Raw genomic sequence first — 20,807 nt, 5'->3', positions numbered from 1 at the left:
ATAGCTATTCGTGCTATTGCTTTATGCTAACTCAAGTTTCAACACCCCGCTTTTAGCACGTGAAACACAAGGGGTCATATAGGTTTGTCGCTCTCGCGCTGATAACACTGAATCTCGATGATCAACATCACCGCTATATGTTACCTTGCAGCGACCGCAAGTGCCTATTTCACGAGCAGAATCAAGACGTAATCCCTGTGCTCTTATGGCATCAAGCAATGATTGTTTGGCACTCACGCTAAATTCAACCTCAGTTCCAGCTTGCGAGACAATAGCAGTAAATGCACTATTACAAGCATGTTCAGCTGGGCTAAAGTTTTCAAAATGAACATTATTGTCATGCCAATGGCTGGCATTATCACGCACTAACGGCACGAATTTTGAGCTACCACAGTTATAAACATGTGAGCCTCGTTGATGGGTATTTAGTAGTTGCGCCACATCAAGTCGCTGGGCGGAAGTATAAAGGTGTGCTGTAGTTGAGCATAATAGTCACAATCAAATTGCAGCACCGCGCGATCAACACCACCATGAAATGTTTCCGCTTGCTCATCCCCCACCAGCCCTAATGTCGTTACCGTGACCTTATTCACAGGTGTTTTTTCAATACCCGTACCAAAGAAATAAGCTTGACTAGTCACGCGACCGTAACGCAATTGTTCAATGGTTGAATATGGCAGCTTAGTGGTTCCCTTGTCGTCGATTGATATTTGTCACGCCCACAAAAAAAGGCCGCTCAGCCTTAGTATATAGGCTGTATGCGACCTTAAATATTCAGTTATCAGCAAACTTATTGTTGCAGTTGCTCTTTTGCTGCTTCTACTTTTGAAAAGTCTAAACCTAGCTCTTCAACCGCTTCTTTAATTAACGCAGGATTTTGCATGACTTGTGCCATCAGCATTTGCAGTTTATCTTGCGGTAAACCTAGTTGGCTAATGGTTGCCATTGCTGCAAGAGGATTTTGAGTTAACATTTCGAAAATACTACTGATTTGCCCATCACTAATATTATTCTCTTTCAACAACGCAATAATCGGATTCATTACACTACCTTTCTGTAATCACTCAATGGAATAAGCCTCAGTTTAGCATTTGAGCCTACCTTGTTGCACGATCAATAAAAAAGCCGTAAATAACACAAGGTTAAATACAGCTTTTTAAATGTCACTAATTAGTACTAATAACGCTTAATAATGACTAATATATTGCCAGTTACCATTACTTGGATCTTGCTCTGACGGCCAAGGGAAGTAACCATAGTTGGTGGTCTTTAAACGGTAATAATGGGTTTTCCCATCATGGAAGTGATAGGTATAAATATCACCAACATTGCCCTTTTGGCCATTGTCGCCCCAGTTACCGAAATTATCTTGTTTATACCAATCAAGCACTAATTGCTCAAATACTGCTTGGTTAGTACCCATTTCAAGCACTAATTGATTCAACGAGTTATCATCCGCTAAATATATCCAATCACTATTTGACACTTTATTGATTGGGAACTCACCACCTTGAGCTGGCGTTCTCTGAATAAAGTATTCATTGATTCCGTCGTCCGTAGGATTGATGAACACTGCACTGCTTGATGTATCCCACGTCGTTGTCGTCCGTTGATCCCACGTCAATAATGACGCTTGCTCAAAATAATTTTTTAAACGTTCAACATTTGATAGATTTTGACGGTTCAATTTAAGTGGATTGAAATCAAAATTGACATAAGATTCAGCCGAACCTAAGTATTTCCAATCATTATTACTGTGATGTTCGGTTGGAAATGCACCCGCTGTGACTGTTTTCATTAAGAAATAATCACGGGTGTTCAGCTCAGTATTTAAATGAACATAAACCGCACCTGCACGCTTACGTTTATGCGTTACGCCATTATTAAGCTCACCATTGCCATAACGATCAGCTACCCATTGATCAAATAAGTTAATGGTTTCAAAATCAAGTTGAACAAGATCACTTTGTTCAGCAAATGTTGGTTGAGATTCAATTGCTAAATCGTATCCCTGACCTTTACCAATCGTTACCGCTTTCGCAGGGTATTCAGTATTAGTCGCAAACGTACGCGTATCAACAGTGACACGACCTAATTCATCAAAGTTTACGTCTGGTTGTTTATCAGTAATAAATTGATCAAGATAGCCAACAAACGCCCATTCACTATTTGATTCACCAGCACCTGGGAAATACCAATAATGTTGTTTTTTTAATTCAAAGAGCTCAACCCGGCCATTACGATGATATTCAAAGACATCACCGATTTCACCCCAACGATTATTCTCTCCCCACGCATAAAAACGATCTTGGCCGTAGTGAGCTAATAACTCATCACGTACAATCGTTTCAAGGCTAATTTGAGGACATTCAACAACCACTGTTTGCGGAGCACGATCGCGCGCCAAATTGAAATGCAATTTATTGCTTGCGCCGTTATTTTTACGGCTACCTTCAAGACCAATAATCTGCTCTGAATTATCACCATAAGTGACTGTTGCCCAACATTGACCCGCAACAGGTTGGGGCAAATCATAAACATTGCCTGAGCTACCATATAGTGCAGGATAAATATAACTGGTATTGGTCAGCTGTGGATCATAAAAGCCTACTACAGTCATTACATCAACACCTTGCTGAACAGGTTTTAGCTTGGTCGTCGTTGTAACAGGTTCAAGTTGCTGATCAACTGCATTCCAATGGCTATAACCACTCGCCACATTCATATCAAGATAATCTTTACTCTCTAAATAGTGTTGAATGCGTTTTGATGAATAACCGGTAAATAATGGATAGTTTGATGTCGATGAATCAAAACCACCGCCACCCATTGGATCGGTGCCATAACCATAATATGTTTTATATGGTGTAACCATGATATCGCCATAGCCATATTCACCATTAACATTTGACCACCAGTTAAGGTTATCAGCCATATAGCCACGATACGCATCGTAACCCCAGCCTGTTGTAGCACCATGGGTTGCATTTGCATAACCACCAGGATAATGGCCCATACTAAGTGCGTGACCAATTTCATGTGTCACTTCATTACCGGTCGTATCAGCAAGTAATACCATGCCATTACCACCCGATAAACCATGGGTATAATTGCCGATTTCACCTTTATCATTTTTATAACGGCCAATAGAATGACCCATCATTATCGCTGGGTAATTATCAGCTTGCCATTGACTTGCTCCTGAGCTGGCGACGCCATAATTAGCATTTGCAATACCCATCTGAATCAGTGACTTGGTAATATCCTCACGCATATCACCACTGTGAATACCCGGTGAAGCATAATCACTATATTGGGTTTTTATATCGCCATTAGACATCACAACTTTATCTAATTTAATCGGTAAATAATGACTGATGGTCATCGAAGCTAATGGGAACCGTTGAAATAATTCTGAACCATAATGCGCAGTTTGTAATTCCAATGGCTTAGCCGCAGGCGGCTCCGTTAACATCCCAATACGGATCATCGGAATATCAAGATGAGCAGGCACCGCAAAATCAATACGATCAGCGCTTAAGTCACCACTTAGACCACTATAGGTTGCAAACTGTAAACTTAACCCTTGCTCAACCCAGTTCCAGGGTAATATTGTCGTAAATGATCGTTTCGAATAAACAACATCTTTACGATCATCTTGCTTGGTGCGATCTGAGTCTAATATTTGCAGAGGGTTGGTCATTTGACGGGTTTCAAGTAGCACCCCATCTTTATAAATCTTTAACTCAATACTTTTTGGCTCATGGTCAAGCATTGGCGTTAATACTAATAAGGCTTCACGTTGAGAAACAATCCGTTGTTGCTCTTTTTCATCATTACCAAATGGCTCAGCTGTTTGGTTTTGAATAAAACGTATTTGGGCGGCTAAATCACCACTAAGATGATTAACAATAGGTTGCTCATCAATAAAACCATATGCATCAATTAAATCGGCATTGTAAGGCAAACAGTCTTTAGTCGCGGTACTGACAAGATCTTTATCACCAACAAGATATTGCACATTACATTGCTTATCTTTATCCCATTGTTCTAAATACGTGTAACCAAATTGATCGTTATAAATATAAACACCATCCATTTGGTTAACTAATTTCCATGGCGCTTGAATAAAATCAAACATTGCCTCAGCGGAACGATCTGCATAATCAAAACCATCAACAAAAGGCATAAAAGAAGGTAAGTTGTTGGATGCTATTGCGTATAAGTAACCGTTATATTTAAGAAAGCGTTGTCCGTCTCGGATCTCAATATTGGTAGGATCTTCAATAAGTTTTTGCGTTTCAACAATACGTTGTAATACTTTCGATTTCATTTGCTCAAGTTGCTGCACACTTTCAGTTTGTGTACTCGACATCGCAAAACTTACCGTAGAATAGCCACATAACAATGCACTCACAGCCACAGCAATACATTTAATATTCATATATAAGCCTTAATTATGATAACCATAATAAATATACATATGAAAGCAATTTAACGCCAGCATGGGTTGTTGTTTTTTATATAATAACTAAGCAGATAACACAGTTATTGGACTCAATATCACATTTGGATATTCACTATAAGCAAAATAATTCACTATCAACATATTTAACATCAATATTGGTCGCTATTGATAAGGCTACCACTCTAGCACCTAGTACCTAGTACCTAGCACCTAGCACCTAGCACCTAGCACCTAGCACCTAGTATTGATAAAAACGCTTAGCATCTCGTATCACAGAGAAAGGAATAAAAGCACAACGCAAGTAGCCTATAACAATATGACCTTTATAGAGTATATTAATTTTATATCGAATTGAGACAATATTTGCCAACATTAACCAGCTACATAATAATGCCAATATGCTGCCATATAAGACAAACAGGCTAAAGTCAGAGATAAGGAAAATACTATTAACTATCAAAAGTGTTTTAGAAAGGTGTGATAATTTAGTCGTTACTGAGGGTGTTCTTTTTTTCATATCATTATATTTATCATCATTAAATAGCCGATAAGAATAATCTTATTCTTAATTAACATAACCACTATTATGTAAAAACATTTTTACAGACTAATTATACTTTTCGATGCATATTATATTATTCACTATAAGTGCTTATTTTTTCATTTTAATTACTATTTATTGATTAACAAACGGCAATCAAAAAAAGCCGCTTCAAAAAGCGGCATAAATAGCATAACAAATTATTATTTTTTTACGGGTTCTAGCTTTAGCTCGCCATTCGCGATAGCAATGCGGTAGAGCTGACCGTTGACCTCATCACGAATAACAACCCCAGCACCTGCTTTATTGATTTTTATATCATCTTGCATCCAACATGCGCCATCTGCAGTCATGACCCCTTGTGAAGAGTTTCTATTATACGTCTGACCATATAACGCACTGATATTCAACTTACCCGATTTTTCAAAACCACTATAAGTGATCACGATGGTTTTAATCTTCGTGGCATTAATAAATCCGGTTACATTGGCCGTTTTTAATGTCTGCTGTGATGAATAAACGGATTTCTTATGGCGATCATGTAAATCAATATTAATCATCCCCGCAGATAAATTATTATAACCAAGTGTGCTTCCGACCATATTAAAATGGTTTATCGCATTTTCTAACGAGATCACCACTCGGTATTGATCTCCTTTTTCGACAGCTAATCGTACTGAAGACTCAGGATTAAAATCAAACATTGGCGCAAGATCAACGTTTGATTGGAAATGCCCATTTTTAAAGAGCCTTACATGGCAGCCTGGACGCTCATTAATGAATGCTAAAAAATTATCTAATTTAGGTATATAGCTATTGGTTAATGTTGAACCAACAGTTGGCGGTGATGATTCAGGCATAAGATTACGCGCCTGAAAACCTTCACCAATAAAAGTGTTTAAACCCGGATTAGATTCATACACTAAGGGGGATAAATCACTGCCATTTAAGTGCAGTAACGTCGCGCCATATAATTCAACGATATTACCAGCCGCTTCACCATAACCTGCTGGAAAACTATTACCACGTAAAAATTGAATGGTATTGGTTGCCGTTTTAGGCGCATCCCAACCCATTAATTCAAATTTATTATTTCGGCCCTCACAAACAAGAAAGCTCTCTGTCGTATAACTTGACCATTGAAAATCAAGACTGGCACAGGTATTCCCCGCCACTTCACCACCAATTTTTCCATTCGGTCGTAATAATGGTGATTTAACCACAAACCCTTGACTAAAGCGGCGCGCACATAAATTGTGTAACTTATTACCATTAACCCAAGTAACCCAGCGGTTCGGATTAATATCATCAATCACGGCTTCCAATACATAAGGTTGTTCAAAGCCATCAACATAAACATCAGAAACAAAGTTACGCCATACATATTCATGCGAGCGTTGGGTCGTTAAACCAGCGGTCCAACTACCTGCTAATAAGACTAATCCGCGCCCGGTAAGTTTACTGCTATCCAATACTTTTCCGTTTGAGGACTCTTCATAATCAATCCAGCCATTAAGAATATTTAATTGTGATATTTTGTTTTCAACACAGCCTTTGGTTTTCCATTTACCGTTAACTTTTTCTGTTGATGACGTTAACATCACCATTGCTTTATCAAAATGATCAAGTGAACGAGAACGAAGAATAAAGGGATTACCCGTTAAATTAACGTTATATTTAAAAACGACACCAACGACATTACTACAAAGCTCTAACGTGCCATCCCATTGAACGTTAATATCTTTTAGTACTATGGTCTTATTAAAACGATAAACTTTATTTGGGATCCATAAAATCAAGCCACCTTTACGGCAAATTTCTGCAGCATAATTAATTTTATCGCCCCAATCCGATAATGGCGCATAATGCTCAAGGTTATCAATAGAGTAAAAACTCTGACCTTCAATACAAGGCTGTAGAAAATATTTATTCTCATTAACGATGACAAAAGTATCATTAGTATCGATTTCATCTACGCTACCATGACAGATCACTCGATAAATTTTATTATTAACACGTAACCCGTTGTACCCTGATGGAATAATATCACCGACGGCTAAGTTACGACTGATAGGATATATTTTAAGGCCAGAGACGCTTTCTATCGCTTGATGATCTTGTGCTTCTGCCCAACCTTTATCAACGACGGTATTTTGAGGCCGTAAATCACTGACTGAACCATCTGCCATGACCTGACAAAGTTTACAATAATAATGATGTACACCATCAGTATTAACATAATTTTTTAAATCTTTCGTTGAGGCAATAATATTAAATTTAGTCTCTAACCCATCGGTATCATTACTATTTTTATATGCATCAACATAAATATAAAAAGGCTTATTAGCGACATCAATAACACGGCTATGCTCTAATTCAATACGATGTCCGGAAATATAAGCCACACCCGCCATGACTTTATAGACACCTTCAACGGGTAACACCATAAAACCATTTTTAATAAACCAATCTTGACCTTGCTGATCAATAATGGCTTGTAATGCTGAATTTTCAACATTATTTAACCGTTGATGCGCCATAAGATTAGGGCTAGTAGCCATAGCCGTACTATTAGTAATTTCAGCTATATTATTATAATTTATAATAAAAGAGCGAATTAACGTATTACCTTTAACACCCGGGCCATCAACAGTTTTCGTTGTTAACTGCGGATAAGTGATCGCAATAATGGTGTCATATTCACTACAATATAAGCAGCTCCAATTAAACTTAAAAGGACCAACATCACTATCAAGTGTGGTTGAAAGTGCTATCTCATTTTCAGATAATCGAATTTGATGCTGGATTTTAGCATTATGGACAATGTCATTCGGTTGTAATTGTTCATTTTCTGTTGGTGCTTTACCACGGTTAGCTTTGTAAGCAAAAATCATTGAGTCAATTAGCAAGATCTTTTTTTCGGCTTGCATTTTAGCGATCAAAGCCCGTCCTTTGGTAGTAATGATCACTGCAGGCTGATTTGAGTGTTTCATAAAATCAAGTGCGCTGACTTTATCAATGGCACCAGGGATAAACATACCTGCCGTTGCACCACCCGCTATCATTGTTGTACTTCTTAAAAAAGAACGGCGAGAAATGCCTTTTTTATCATCGTTACTCATTCACTTACCTGCTATTGTGGATAAATGGCCCTGTAATTCATAATTAATAGATATACATTTAAGTACTATATAGTCACTTAAATGTATAAATAAAAGTATTTAAATACTGCCACGTTTCGATGCGTTGTTTATTACGATAAAGTAATTTAAATATAACGAAAGTTATTATCAAATACTACTGTGCAGTATTAATATTAAAAAAATAACAAAAATCAATTCACACCATCAATTAAATCTTATTGATATAATGAGAAAATATTAGTATAACGAATAAAAAAGAGGCGTACTATATATACGCCTCTTGATATTTGTTACTTAATATTGATTCATATTTAATTCAAGATCCAATACTGATGAGTAATGACTGTCACCATAACTAGGGTATAGCATCAGTGTTAGATCACTTGAACGACGGCCAATACGTGCTCGAAGTGGCGACATTTCACCGCTATTATTAAAACGATCTTTACTATTAATTAGAATTTCAAAGCTACCGTCATTTTTAGTTGCATCCCATAGCGTTTGGGTCCATTTTTTTGTTGATGGATGGAAATAACCAATGGTACATGTCTCTTTCTCAATGTTGACATTACTGATCTCAATACGAGCATAGAAATCAAAACAACCCGCTTTGGTGGTCATGGTACCGTTATAATCATGCGTTTTATTCTGCATACAACCATTACTTGGACGAGTTGCAGTCATTAAAATAATACCAGGAGTTGCACCAGATACCTCTGCATAGGAGATACGGAACTTACCTGCTGTCATATCAGTACCAAACACATTTTGCTGAATACGGCCTAATAAAGCTTGTTTAGCACTTGAAGTATAATGACCGCCCATGTCTAATCGTATAACTTTCGGTACTTTATTACCTGCAACAAAAACATCATGGCGTGGCTTCACATTATTTTGGCTTGAATCAACAATATGAACACGATTATTTAATGTAATTTGGTTAATAATACATTTTTCAGTTTTAAATTCAGCGCCTGGATTACAGGTTAAATGTAACTCTTTAAGGCAGTTTGCAGTAATATCATTATTACTGATATCGATAATATAACCACCATTACGATGTTGGCGCATATCGCGAATATTAATATAAGCTAACTTACCAGCCGTGTTATTTGGCGTATAAACACGATTCCTTTTGAATATCGCACGGCGATTAACCATCTGATTATCACTTGAATATTTACTGTTATCCCACCAATTGACGGTAAGAAATGTAAATGCGCCTGATACTTTACCATTACTGTTATGGCCATTATCTGGCGATTCAAAATCACAATCCGTGATTTCATAACTTCCTACAATCTGAGTCGATATTTCAGCAGTACGTAATAGCTTAGGGAGCCAACACTTTACATTACGAATAACAATTGACTCTGCAGGTTCACTACCATAATTAACACTATCATCCCAAGGTGAACCCGGTTCTGGGGAATATGAAATAAACGCACCTTCAGTATTATCAACCGTCACATTGAACTTGGTTTCCATATTACTAAAGAAATTTTCTTCAAAACGATGATCTATATTATTAATCAATGCATTACGTACTTTCTTCAAAAACACACAAGTATTCGTACTTCCGTCCGTCCTAAAGTTATACATATTCACTGTTTCACAATCACGCATTTCAACGCGAATACCGCCAAGATAAACAGGATAGAGCGCTACCGCATTTTTATTATTAGTATGCGAACGAATTTTCACACCACGGATACGCGCATTCGTAAGGGTTAAGCGATTACCTTCCCACAATAACGATGTAATATATAGGCCTGAGTTATTATCTTCACCCGCCCAAAAATCTGCATCATTTTCCCAATCAAGACCCTCAACGATCATATTACGCATCGCTTTTTGTACCTCTAAGTACCATGGGTGAGTATTAGTAATACCACCAGAGTAAAGACCTCGACTGCAATTTCGCATCACAACATTACGGAAAACAATCCGCTCATAAGGGAATTGATTCGCGCCTAAAAATGCCTGATGACGTGAATTAGTCAAGGTTAAGTTGTCAAAAATTACCTCACCAAAACCTGCATAATCACCTTTAAATGTTTGTGTCGCTGAGTTTGGATTGCCTTTTTTGGGGTGTTGCTCTTTACCAAAGAACTTATAGCTAAAGCTGCCATCGTAATTACAGTCGCGTGAAATAATGCCACGGTAACCGCCCCAGCCATCACCTTCAATAAAGTTAAGTTTACCTGTTGTCACGTGATAACAATTCATTTCACAGTAATAAGGCATTTCCGCCACATTCGGCATACTCATAGCATTTAAACAATGATCGCCATTAGTTGTTATAGGTGAACCTACCCAATGAATTTTCTTACCTAAGCAACCATGAAGCTCTAAACCGTAACGAATAACGATTTCACCTGCGGTGGTATCAAAATACACATTATCAATAAACGCTAACCGTACTATTTGCTTAGCGGCTAAGTTTTTAACAATTAAAGCATTCGCTGCTGCTTTTTTAGCATCATTGTAAATAATACCAATCGTACTTGCTTCTACCCACAATGGTTTATTTAGCCCATCACTAACAGTAGGTGCTAGTGTCGCTTCAGCCCAATCACCATTTTTACGCACATACTCTTTGTTATCATAAGGAGCATCACTGATCGCTTCAGTCCATGTGCCATCGGTACGCATATTATAAACCAAACCTGGTTGCCCATTGGTTAATGCAACTGCCGCCCCGACTTGCTTTGCTGTAGGAATATTATTCTCATGAAAAAATTTCACAAAATCATTCTTAGGAAGTGTGTTTTTATTACCACTTCTAAAACCAATGCTTTTATTATCATAACCACTTAAAATTTGAGTGGCAGTATCTGCACCTGGCGATACTAGCGATAACATATTGCCATAATTTGCCCATGATGGAATATTTGGTTGTGACGACCCACCTAGTCGCATTGTAGTGCTTTCAGTCGGGAAAGTATTAATATTCGAGCTACCGTCAACAATAGCCGTAATATATTGCTCATTATTCAACATGGTATTTTTTACATTTTTATTAATTTCATTTGTCATTTTAGAATCTCTCAATTTATATGATTATTTTTATTAATTATATTTTGTTGTTGTTCATACCACTGAAGATAGTCATCAACTTGTTGTGCACAATTAGATAATGCATTTTTAAGTCGAGGAAAATCTACAGCAATTGTCTGTGCTGGTGTTTTCCCTGTTATTTTTGGTTTATGACATGCAGTGATCAACCACGGTTCAGGTAACACAGTAATCATTTCTATACGCACTGGTTCAATATGGTTGCTGCAACCAATCAATAACATCATCAGGCCAATGCTTATGATATTTTTCTTTTTCATACAATAAGTTATGTAACGATTCTGTAGTAAAAGCAAGTTCTCCTTGCTGTTTTATTCTTTGCTGTTCCCGTTGTAGTAATAACTCATTATTCTCTTTTTTCTGATCTACTAATAATTTCAAACTGGCTGTATTTGATTTATTAATCATCAAAATATTGTCTCTATCTATAATTAAAGAACTTAACTCACGGTCCATATATTCAGATTTCACTAATAAAACAAAGATAATTGATAATAATAATAACCTCATAGGCACACATCCTATTCAATGCACCGTGAATATTCTGACATTCTTCGTTTTACTAAGCCTTTTAGTTTTTTACCTCCGCCATAAACCCAGCGAGATAATTGCAAACAAGCCTGCGGTATTTTTCCAGATCTTACATAGGTAGATATTTTTGTATCAGTAAGATCTTTATTTTTCATAAAACGTTTACAGCCAGTATTAAAGATAAATGATGTTAAAGCATCATACTGTCCTTGCGTAATATCATTATTCCCAATAACATTATTTAAACAAGATTCAGCCTGCTGAATATTTAATACCCAATCCTTTGCTACTTGTTCATTATCTATAATATCGGTGGTTATATTATGAATATTACCAATACCATTTGTTTTATAGCCAGCAGGGCAGCGATAAGCATCTAACCTACACCCCTCATAATCTCCTATAAGTTTTAATCCTTTATATGTTAGTTTTAATTTCCCTTGGCTTTCTCCAGCAATAACAACATTTCTTATTGGTAATGTACTATCCCCAACGCCACCATCACCAAGGAGCGCTATCACTGCAGTAATTGAGCATAAAATTGGTCTTAGTTTATTCATGAATGAATATTCCTCTCTCTCTTGCTATTTGTTGCATAACTTTCTTATGCCAATAACTCAGTGATAAAGCGAATATCCCCATACAACACGAAATAGTTAAAGACCAAGCTTCTATTGTCATGAATTGAAAATGGCCGATGATAACAAATACCACGAACACCATTTTATTTACTAACCAATCCAATAACTCATACATCTTATAATTCCTTGTTTATTTGAAGTAAATAGGGATTTTCCCCCAATATCTATCTCCAATGATGTAAGTCTCAATATTGATATTTCTTATTACTCCAGTGTTTTACTTGATGCAGTGATTATTATTCATTTGAAAACTTAATGCATCAATTGACGTTATGAGATTATCGGAAAAGAGTAAAAATCCGAATTAATCCGAATTTCATTTTACCATTTGATATGAGAAGTGGGTTTTTATGACAGAATTGAGCAATTAACCGACATCTCATTCACTAAAATGCAGCAGATCGAGGTTGATAGCGGTAGGTAATCCTATCATTCCCATAAAAGCAAAAATTTAAGCTTATCTATATCGAGCTAAAAGCTCACAATATTTTAGCTCTTTGTGGGTAATGACATTGCTTATACCAATGATTCTTGAATTTTTGCCTCAATATTAAATAGGTAATTCAAATGGCAATGCGTATTCATTGTACTCAGTGTGGCGAAAAAGCACGTATTAATAAAACAAACTGGTTTTCAAATGCAGCAGCAGATTTATATTGTTCATGCTCAGATCCTGAATGTGGACATACTTTTGTTATGTCTTTAGGTTTTAGTCATACCATCAGTCCATCTGCAAAAAACGTAAATGAACTTGTCATTGCTTTAGTTAAAACAATGCCACCGGAAAAAGTGAAAGAACTTCATCAAATGCTAACAATATAAATTTATGCGGAACGTTATTCGTTCCGCTTTAATGCTCAATATATAAATGATAATAACTAAGCACTTTGTAAGATTGTAAGGGGAATATGATTATTTATTGCTTTTAGGATATATAACATTAACTATCACATCACGGTATAAAATGAATAAGTAACAATCCATACGATATAGCGGCACTTTCTATATAAACGAGTCAAATATGACAAAATATTGCAAAATAATACGCTACAAGTTTCACCTTTAACCCAAAATTAGTAAATTTACATACCTATACATAAAGTAAATGTATAATTATCATTAAATACATTAACCAAGCTTTATGCATAAGATGTCATTTAATGCCTGTTATTGCCTGTATTAAATACTTAATTTGCTGTTATTCCATTACCTTGATAGGGTTGATAGTTCTAAATGAAACCTAATCCAACACATAAATCTCATGTTCCTACTATTTCCTCCTACCAATACCTCGGTGGAAAAGCCGTCACATCTAAATTATGCTCAGTCTTAAACATCGATGAATATCAAGATCTTGCTGATGTTTTTGGTATTCCACGAGGTACCGTCTCCACATGGCACACTCGGGAAACAACGCCATTTGAAATCGCTATTCGCTCCCACCTTGCCACAGGGGTATCACTGCGTTGGCTACTCTTAAATGAAGGCGAGGCATTTCCTAGCAAGGTAACATCGACTCAAGAGAAAGTATTAACCTTACCTCATTATCAATTAAAATCAGGTGAACTGACGTCTCTGCCCGCTTTATTTTTTGACCCTGTACTACTCAACCAAGCCAATATTAAAGATCACCTTTTTATGGCATTACAAATCACGTCTGCAACATTGATCATCGATAAAAGTGATAATCTAGCCGTTAGCGGTAGCTATCTGATTATGATTGATAATCTACTGTCTATTAATGATATCCAACGTCTGCCTGGTAATCAGTTAGTGCTGCATTATGGTCAATCTTCAGTAGCCGTTGCACAAGACGATATTAAAATAATTGGCAAAGTTATGATTTCGATTGATCACGTATAACTAACCACTTTTATTACTCTTGCAATAAAAAATACCAATAAAAATACCAATAAAAAAGGCGATCCGAAGATCGCCTTATAAAAGTATCTAATCTCTTACTCTCTATGCTTTTTGCATTTCTAGCTCTAAGATTTCTTCTTTTTGCTTAATAATATCATTAAAAACGATTCGAGCTTCTTGAGCTAATTCTGATGCTTCAAGTTTAGCTTCTTTTGCCGCCATTGCTTCTGCAGTTAGACGGTGCAACTCATCCGCTAATTCTTGAGGAACATCACCCATATCTGCACCACTATTACCGTGTGCCAATGCTTCTGCTCGAATTGTTTTCTTAATTTTCCAGATTTCATCTAATGCATTACGCTCAGCCTCAGCAGCTTCAATCGCGGCATCTTTCAATTGCTCAAACTTCGCTAATGCCATACCTTCTGTCGACCATGGATCAACATCTGGCAAATCTTCAATATTGATCACAGGATCTTCGTAACCATCTTGATTTTTTAAATCTAGTGAAGCCGCTTTTACCGCTGAAATCATTAACATTACAGTGATAAATAATAGTGGTAAACCACCAACGATTGCAGCCGTTTGTAGTGTCTCCAGACCGCCCATAAACATCAACACTGATGGCATGAACGACATTGCAAATGCCCAGAACAAACGGTTCCAACGCATTGGCTCTTCTGTTACATCATTTTGAACAACAGAAGCTAAAATGTATGAGATAGAGTCAAACGTTGTTGCTGTAAAAATCAAACATAATAGTGTAAATACCGCAATAACAATCGTACTAAACGGTAATTGCTCAAGAATAGAGAAGATAGCTTTGGTTGCGCCTTCTGCATTCAAAATACCAACAACATCAAGCGTACCTGATAATTGTAGCGATAGACCATAGTTACCCAGTACCATAAAGAAAAGGAAACAACCCATAGAACCAAAGAAGATAGAGCCTGTTACCATTTGCTTAATTGTACGACCACGAGAAATACGTGCGATAAATAAGCCCATGCTTGGTGCAAATACTAACCACCATGCCCAATAGAAAATTGTCCAATCTTGTGGGAAGTGAGTATCTTCAAAAGTACCGTAGCCGCCAAAAGGTTCAGCCCACGTTGCCATAATGAAGAAATTAGACAACATACGACCTAATGAATCTAAGCCAGTTTCTAACATGAAAATCGTTGGGCCAGCCGCTAGAATGAACGCTAGTAAACCTAATGCACCCCAGAAGTTTATATTACTCAGTACTTTAATGCCTTTTTCCATACCGGCATAAGCAGAGTAACCAAAAATACAAGTACATAGCAGTAATACAATAATTTGTGTTTGTGTATTTTTAGGCGTACCAAATAAATAGTGCGCACCTTCAGTGATCAATGGCGCAGCTAGACCTAGTGTTGTTGCACCACCACCCAATAAACCAAAAATGAACAGGACATCAATTACTTTACCTATCCAGCCATGACTGCGCGCTTCACCAATAACAGGCATTAACGCAGCAGACACTTTTAAGACCGGTTGTTTACGAACATAAAAGAAATAGGCAATAGGCACTGCAGGTACAAGGTAAATACACCATGCTATAGGCCCCCAGTGGAATACACCGTACGTTGCAGCCCAACGTACCGCTTCTTCACTACCTGGCTCTAATTGAAATGGTGGACTTTGATAATAATAAGCCCACTCGATAGCACCCCAGTACAAGATACTTGCACCGATACCACCACAAAATAGCATTGCAGCCCATGATGCCGTTTTAAACTCAGGTTCTTCATCTGCATCGCCCAATTTAATTTGGCCAATATCAGAAAAAACAATGTAGATCATAAAAAAGAAAGCAGCCATACCCAATGCTAAATATAAAAAGCCGAGTTGGTCTGTCATAAAGGATTTAGCGATGGCAATCCACTCAGCCCCTTCTTTAGGGAACAAAAGAAGTGGAACAACCACCGAGATCAGCATTGCTAATGCACCAAAAAATGTGGGCTTATCAATTAATTCGAAATTTTTACGTAATGTACTCAAACGATATCCTTACTGCTATATATCATCCATGAAAAGTTACATATATGATGTTCTTTTAACACTAAACACACAAATAACATCGATTATGGTAACGATGAATTATTTTAATCCAGTAATAAATAATCAATGATTTACGCAAATATCCACTATCTGATGAATTACTAATCAGATACATGACTTTACTGTTACAAACAGAAACAAATAATCGACTTATTATTCATATCAACAAGCAATAAAGATAAAATCTTTATGCTACTCCCTCCCCTAATTACAAATACTAATATCAAATACAGAGCATATTGGTAGTTAAATCTGTGGCTTTTAATGCACTATAATGAATAAATAGCTCTTTATTTTTTATGCAGTGGCTAACATTTGCGATAATTGAAAAATATAATAACGGTAAGATAACCTCTAGCTTGCATTTTTCTTATTAATTAGCCACCAATGAACAAATAGCCGTCATCTCTATATTTTTAAATTAAATAAACCCGTCGCAATATGACAATTAAAAGAAAAAATGAGATTTAGTTACAACTATAGTAACTATTTTTAGTGTCTTATTATAAAAGTTAAGTACAATAGACAAAATTACTTTTATTTAGAACTAATAACATGATTGAAACTCTTTTAAATCTACGCTCTTTAAGAGCTCAAGCGCGTGAAATGTCTATTGAAGATCTACAAGAAGGTCTACAAAAGTTCACTCAAATCGTTGAAGAACGTCGTGTGGAAGAAGCAGCAGCTAAAGCCGAAAATAAAGAACAAGAAGCAAAACTGCAGAAGTACCGCGATATGCTTGCCGCTGAAGGTATTACACCTGAAGAATTAATCGCATTAATTGGCGATAACCCAAAAACAAAGAAAAAACGTGCCATTCGCCCAGCTAAATACAAATTTGTAGATGAAAATGGCGATGAAAAAACGTGGACAGGCCAAGGTCGTACACCTAAAGCTCTGCAACAATTATTAGATAACGGCGATGCTCTAGCAAGCTTTGAAATCTAAATTAGATATAACGTATCTACATTTAAGCAGATAATAAAAAACGCTCATTGTGTTAAGCAATGAGCGTTTTTTATATCAATAACTATATGCAGAATACCTGATGCTTTATATATTTTACTTATTTTCAGCAGCTCGTTGCTCAGGAGTATCATTACGTGTTGTAAACAGCTTATAACTCATAATAATAATAACTAAAGCTTTAATGATCATCATCTGTGGATTACCAAAATACCCCACCATCCCAACAAAACCTGATAACAACATCAATATGCGATATTTTTTCAATTCGGTCATATACAATGCAATAACAATCACGCCTAAATCAACAAATTGTAATCCAACCGCCAATGTTGGCTCAGCAATAAAAGCATGCACCGCAACATAAACGATGTACGATATACCAAGGATCATTACCGCAGCCAATAGCTGAATAACAATCTTCGCTGTTTGAGTGAAATCTTTAAAATATCGGTATAAATTTATTGCTGTAACCGATAAATTAAGAATAACTTTCGGCCACCATCCCATCAAAATCGACCATATTGTATCGTTAGTCGCAGAAGCAAAAGCGGCATAACGGGTAACTTTCATCGTGTTAAATATAGTAATTAAGATATAAAACACCACAGATGTCCATCCTAATATATCTTTTAATAGATCAATCACAGCAATATCTCTCAACATACCATTAATAATTAATAGTGATTATAAAAAATTTAATCTTAATATTTAGCGTATATCCATATATAAATTTGAATAACACTAATATCAAAGTGAATAGTATCATATGATTTTATATTATTACATCAGACTATAGTGTTAATTTAATTACATAATTAAAAATTCAAAAACCATTACATACATTCAATATTTTAAGAGTAAATGGATAAAAAGCCTTATAAAACATCAATATCGTCTATTTAGCATGCAGTTAGACAGTCATTTTGATAAATATATTTACAGCTCAATCCTTTAACTTTATTATATGCAGTATGGAGAGATGGCTGAGCGGTTGAAAGCACCGGTCTTGAAAACCGGCATACGTTTATAGCGTATCTAGGGTTCAAATCCCTATCTCTCCGCCACATTAAAAAAAACCGCTAATTTATTAGCGGTTTTTTTATATCTAAATTTTTCATTTGTTTTAGAATAAATCACTTATCTAAAAAACAGTTATTATTAAAATTTGATTGGCACATGGCTAACACTGAGGCTGTTAATTTTAATGCCATATTAATTGAATCATCAGACTCATCACAAGAACGTAGAAGTGTAATATGATTCTTTAAACAACTGTAACCATTATTAACTAAACAAGCCGCAATACACGCATAATAATAGCTAGTTTGGTCTTCAACATCTAATTCTTTTAAAGGTGCTAACTGCATCGCATTAGTAAGATTACATCTTAATTCGACACTATGCATTGCCATATAGTAAGCATTAGTCGCCGCCATTCTGACAACAGCATGATGGATATCTTGACGCTGATTGATTGTTACATCCCCAACAAGGTGTTGGATCATTTGTAGCACATGGTTATTTTTAGACGCTAATGCAGCAGCATAAACAATATATTGCATTCTATTGGTAGATAATAATGATTGCCGAGAAATTAATACATTCAGTAATTCTGAATGTTCACATGCTTCACCAGTAATTGGCATAACAATACTCCTAAAATTATGAACAATAATGATTTCATCACTATGTACGTAACTTTTATAGTATGCCTCTCAATACAAATCGCAATCTACAGATATGGAGCATAACTGTGTGTTTATGATCACTCCCTGTATTTATACCAAATATAAAAGGGATGACTTATACCCTCCCTTCAAAATATGACAAATTATATCAATGGCATTACTTATGCTGAGGCAGAAAACAACATTTCCATATCATAATTATCATTAACTAAAGAACGCTTTAAACGAGTAAGATTTTTTATTTGTAATTGACGAATTCGTTCACGTGTTAATCCAATAGCATCAGCAACTTCTTGTAATGTCTGCGGTTCATAGCCCAATAAACCAAAGCGACGGCAAATAATATCACGATCACGATCTGATAATTTAGATAACATTTTTTTAGTGATAATCTGCATGTCATTATATTCTAATCCTTTGTCTAAATTAGAATTTTCATCCGCAATAAAAGATGATAACGAATTATTTTCATCTTCATTCAATGTTTGTTCAAACGATAAAACATGTAAATTATTTGTGATTAGAAATGATACTTCGCTCACATCACGCTTTAAATACGCCGCAATTTCTTCTGGCGATGGTTCATTATTATTTTTACTCATTAAATCACGATGAGCGCGTAAAATAGTATTCACTTCTTTTGACACATGTACGGGTAATCGAATAGTACGACTTTGATTATGAATAGCACGTTCAATGGTTTGTTTAATCCACCACGATGCATAAGTAGAAAAACGGAAGCCTTTTTCTGGATCGAACTTTTCCACAGCAGTAATTAAACCAATATTTCCTTCATCAATTAAATCACTCAGTAATAAAGTAGATGCTCGATATTTTTTAGCTAAACTAACAACCAAACGTAAGTTAGACTCAATAAGAACACATTTAGCCCTTTCATCACCTAATAATGATTTACGACTATAAAGAATCTCATCAGCCTTAGTGAGTAAAGGCTTAAACGATATGTCATTCAAATAAAGACGAACTACATCACTTTCAAATGTAACTTCCCTCATACATCATCCTTGAGCATTTATCATTCTAACTGTTATTTAGTTGCAACATATTAACTCTATTTTTATCTTTTACACAACAAATGATTACGTAAATTAACCCAGCTATTAGCTTTTCTCAAAAGGGCAGTTTAAAACGTAATAAATAGTCTTTTTCATTATTTATCGCATTTACTTTATATGCTTAAGGTATATTATTTGTTATATATAGATGATAAATAACAGAGTAAATATAAATGTCTCCTTTTTTAAAAAACACACTTTTAGCGACTGTTACTCTTGGTACGCTATTTTCAGTAACAGCGAATGCAACAAATTCGATTGTTGTACAATCATGTGTTACTAATCAAAATTATGACGAACAAGGGCTTATTCATTGTTTACAACAAGTAACAAAAACAGCTAAGGATCAAGTTTATAATCTAACTAACCAAGGTGATGTGTATAGCAAAACAATTAATGCCCAATGCTATGATAAAAAAGAAGCGATTGAAAAAGGAACTATCCTTAGTAGCGATAATGCAAAATTAGCAATGTGTTATGCCAATGCATGGTCAGCAGCACGCGATAGTTTATTGGGTGAGAAATACAGTGCTAAATTAACAACTGATGTTTATAAGGATAAATAGTGAGGCAATTATCAGATTATCAGCAACAAATTCAGGCATTAGTGAGTTCTAATGAATATTCACTAGAACAAGCAATTTTAATATTAAGATCACTGCTTGAAGATATTGAGAATGATAATGCGATTACAGATATTGCAATGCATGCTGAGTAATTCGCA

At 35.8% G+C, this 20,807-nt stretch carries 18 protein-coding genes and 1 tRNA gene; 6 read left to right on the top strand and 13 right to left on the bottom strand.

All coding sequences use genetic code 11. The features are described from left to right. Positions 1 to 21: 21 nt before the first annotated feature. From BTO21_RS17545 to BTO21_RS17505, 9 genes are all read right to left on the bottom strand, one after another. Positions 22 to 441: a flavin reductase family protein gene (locus BTO21_RS17545; RefSeq protein WP_052672649.1), complete on the bottom strand. Its 420-nt coding sequence runs from the start codon at positions 439 to 441 to the stop codon at positions 22 to 24. Beyond that, on the bottom strand, positions 426 to 641 hold the full coding sequence (locus BTO21_RS17540; RefSeq protein WP_128973080.1) for a hypothetical protein: 216 nt from the start codon (positions 639 to 641) through the stop codon (positions 426 to 428). The genes BTO21_RS17545 and BTO21_RS17540 overlap by 16 nt, the downstream gene beginning before the upstream one ends. Before the next feature lie 149 nt (positions 642 to 790). After that, positions 791 to 1,042, bottom strand: coding sequence for a DUF2999 family protein (locus tag BTO21_RS17535; RefSeq protein WP_045029534.1), 252 nt, complete (start codon positions 1,040 to 1,042; stop codon positions 791 to 793). 144 nt (positions 1,043 to 1,186) lie between these two features. Next, the gene (locus tag BTO21_RS17530) at positions 1,187 to 4,444 is read right to left on the bottom strand and encodes a M66 family metalloprotease (RefSeq protein WP_045029532.1); all 3,258 of its coding nucleotides are present in this window, start codon (positions 4,442 to 4,444) and stop codon (positions 1,187 to 1,189) included. A 768-nt stretch (positions 4,445 to 5,212) separates the two neighbouring features. Continuing rightward, entirely contained in the window at positions 5,213 to 8,131 is a 2,919-nt protein-coding gene (locus tag BTO21_RS17525; RefSeq protein WP_052672648.1) for a phage tail-collar fiber domain-containing protein, read from the bottom strand. 315 nt (positions 8,132 to 8,446) lie between these two features. Beyond that, positions 8,447 to 11,191 (bottom strand): hypothetical protein, encoded by a 2,745-nt coding sequence (locus tag BTO21_RS17520; protein WP_045029531.1) that lies wholly within the window; start codon positions 11,189 to 11,191, stop codon positions 8,447 to 8,449. Positions 11,192 to 11,202: 11 nt separating this feature from the next. Next, on the bottom strand, positions 11,203 to 11,406 hold the full coding sequence (gene lysC, locus BTO21_RS17515; RefSeq protein WP_065192394.1) for an Rz1-like lysis system protein LysC: 204 nt from the start codon (positions 11,404 to 11,406) through the stop codon (positions 11,203 to 11,205). 16 nt (positions 11,407 to 11,422) lie between these two features. After that, entirely contained in the window at positions 11,423 to 11,740 is a 318-nt protein-coding gene (locus BTO21_RS17510; protein ID WP_045029527.1) for a hypothetical protein, read from the bottom strand. Positions 11,741 to 11,751: 11 nt separating this feature from the next. Continuing rightward, the gene (locus BTO21_RS17505) at positions 11,752 to 12,321 is read right to left on the bottom strand and encodes a lysozyme (RefSeq protein WP_045029526.1); all 570 of its coding nucleotides are present in this window, start codon (positions 12,319 to 12,321) and stop codon (positions 11,752 to 11,754) included. A gap of 654 nt (positions 12,322 to 12,975) precedes the next feature. Here BTO21_RS17505 and BTO21_RS17495 point away from each other — a divergent pair. Both BTO21_RS17495 and BTO21_RS17490 read left to right on the top strand, forming a co-directional pair. After that, on the top strand, positions 12,976 to 13,224 hold the full coding sequence (locus BTO21_RS17495; protein ID WP_036792931.1) for an Ogr/Delta-like zinc finger protein: 249 nt from the start codon (positions 12,976 to 12,978) through the stop codon (positions 13,222 to 13,224). A gap of 411 nt (positions 13,225 to 13,635) precedes the next feature. Then, the gene (locus BTO21_RS17490; RefSeq protein ID WP_045029522.1) at positions 13,636 to 14,265 is read left to right on the top strand and encodes a phage repressor protein CI; all 630 of its coding nucleotides are present in this window, start codon (positions 13,636 to 13,638) and stop codon (positions 14,263 to 14,265) included. Positions 14,266 to 14,367: 102 nt separating this feature from the next. Here the strand turns inward: BTO21_RS17490 and BTO21_RS17485 are convergent, their stop codons facing one another. Beyond that, a complete protein-coding gene (locus BTO21_RS17485; RefSeq protein ID WP_082056854.1) occupies positions 14,368 to 16,290 on the bottom strand; it encodes a BCCT family transporter in 1,923 nt (640 codons plus the stop codon). A gap of 615 nt (positions 16,291 to 16,905) precedes the next feature. Here BTO21_RS17485 and BTO21_RS17480 point away from each other — a divergent pair. After that, a complete protein-coding gene (locus BTO21_RS17480) occupies positions 16,906 to 17,298 on the top strand; it encodes an H-NS family histone-like protein (RefSeq protein WP_045029521.1) in 393 nt (130 codons plus the stop codon). A gap of 114 nt (positions 17,299 to 17,412) precedes the next feature. Here BTO21_RS17480 and BTO21_RS17475 read toward each other — a convergent pair whose 3' ends face one another. Continuing rightward, positions 17,413 to 17,982 (bottom strand): hypothetical protein, encoded by a 570-nt coding sequence (locus tag BTO21_RS17475; RefSeq protein ID WP_045029519.1) that lies wholly within the window; start codon positions 17,980 to 17,982, stop codon positions 17,413 to 17,415. Positions 17,983 to 18,292: 310 nt separating this feature from the next. Between BTO21_RS17475 and BTO21_RS17470 the strand changes: the two genes are divergently transcribed. Further along, positions 18,293 to 18,383: transfer RNA gene (locus tag BTO21_RS17470), tRNA-Ser, on the top strand. Between the two features lie 69 nt (positions 18,384 to 18,452). On the opposite strand, the gene BTO21_RS17465 is transcribed toward BTO21_RS17470, so the two are convergent. Both BTO21_RS17465 and rpoS read right to left on the bottom strand, forming a co-directional pair. Further along, entirely contained in the window at positions 18,453 to 18,965 is a 513-nt protein-coding gene (locus BTO21_RS17465) for a hypothetical protein (RefSeq protein ID WP_045029518.1), read from the bottom strand. Positions 18,966 to 19,168: 203 nt separating this feature from the next. Then, the gene (gene rpoS / locus BTO21_RS17460; RefSeq protein ID WP_045029516.1) at positions 19,169 to 20,023 is read right to left on the bottom strand and encodes an RNA polymerase sigma factor RpoS; all 855 of its coding nucleotides are present in this window, start codon (positions 20,021 to 20,023) and stop codon (positions 19,169 to 19,171) included. A gap of 233 nt (positions 20,024 to 20,256) precedes the next feature. Here rpoS and BTO21_RS17455 point away from each other — a divergent pair, with 233 nt between their 5' ends. Then, positions 20,257 to 20,649 (top strand): hypothetical protein, encoded by a 393-nt coding sequence (locus tag BTO21_RS17455; protein WP_045029514.1) that lies wholly within the window; start codon positions 20,257 to 20,259, stop codon positions 20,647 to 20,649. Further along, positions 20,649 to 20,801, top strand: a complete 153-nt coding sequence (locus BTO21_RS20135) for a hypothetical protein (RefSeq protein WP_156728302.1) — start codon at positions 20,649 to 20,651, stop codon at positions 20,799 to 20,801. Before BTO21_RS17455 ends, BTO21_RS20135 begins: the two co-directional genes overlap by 1 nt. Positions 20,802 to 20,807: the final 6 nt, after the last annotated feature.

The organism is Photobacterium phosphoreum (genome assembly GCF_002954725.1).
In the GTDB taxonomy this organism is placed as follows: Bacteria; Pseudomonadota; Gammaproteobacteria; order Enterobacterales; family Vibrionaceae; genus Photobacterium; species Photobacterium phosphoreum.
The sequence above is the reverse complement of the archived record's forward strand: the minus strand, read 5'-3'. Positions and strand labels throughout refer to the sequence as shown.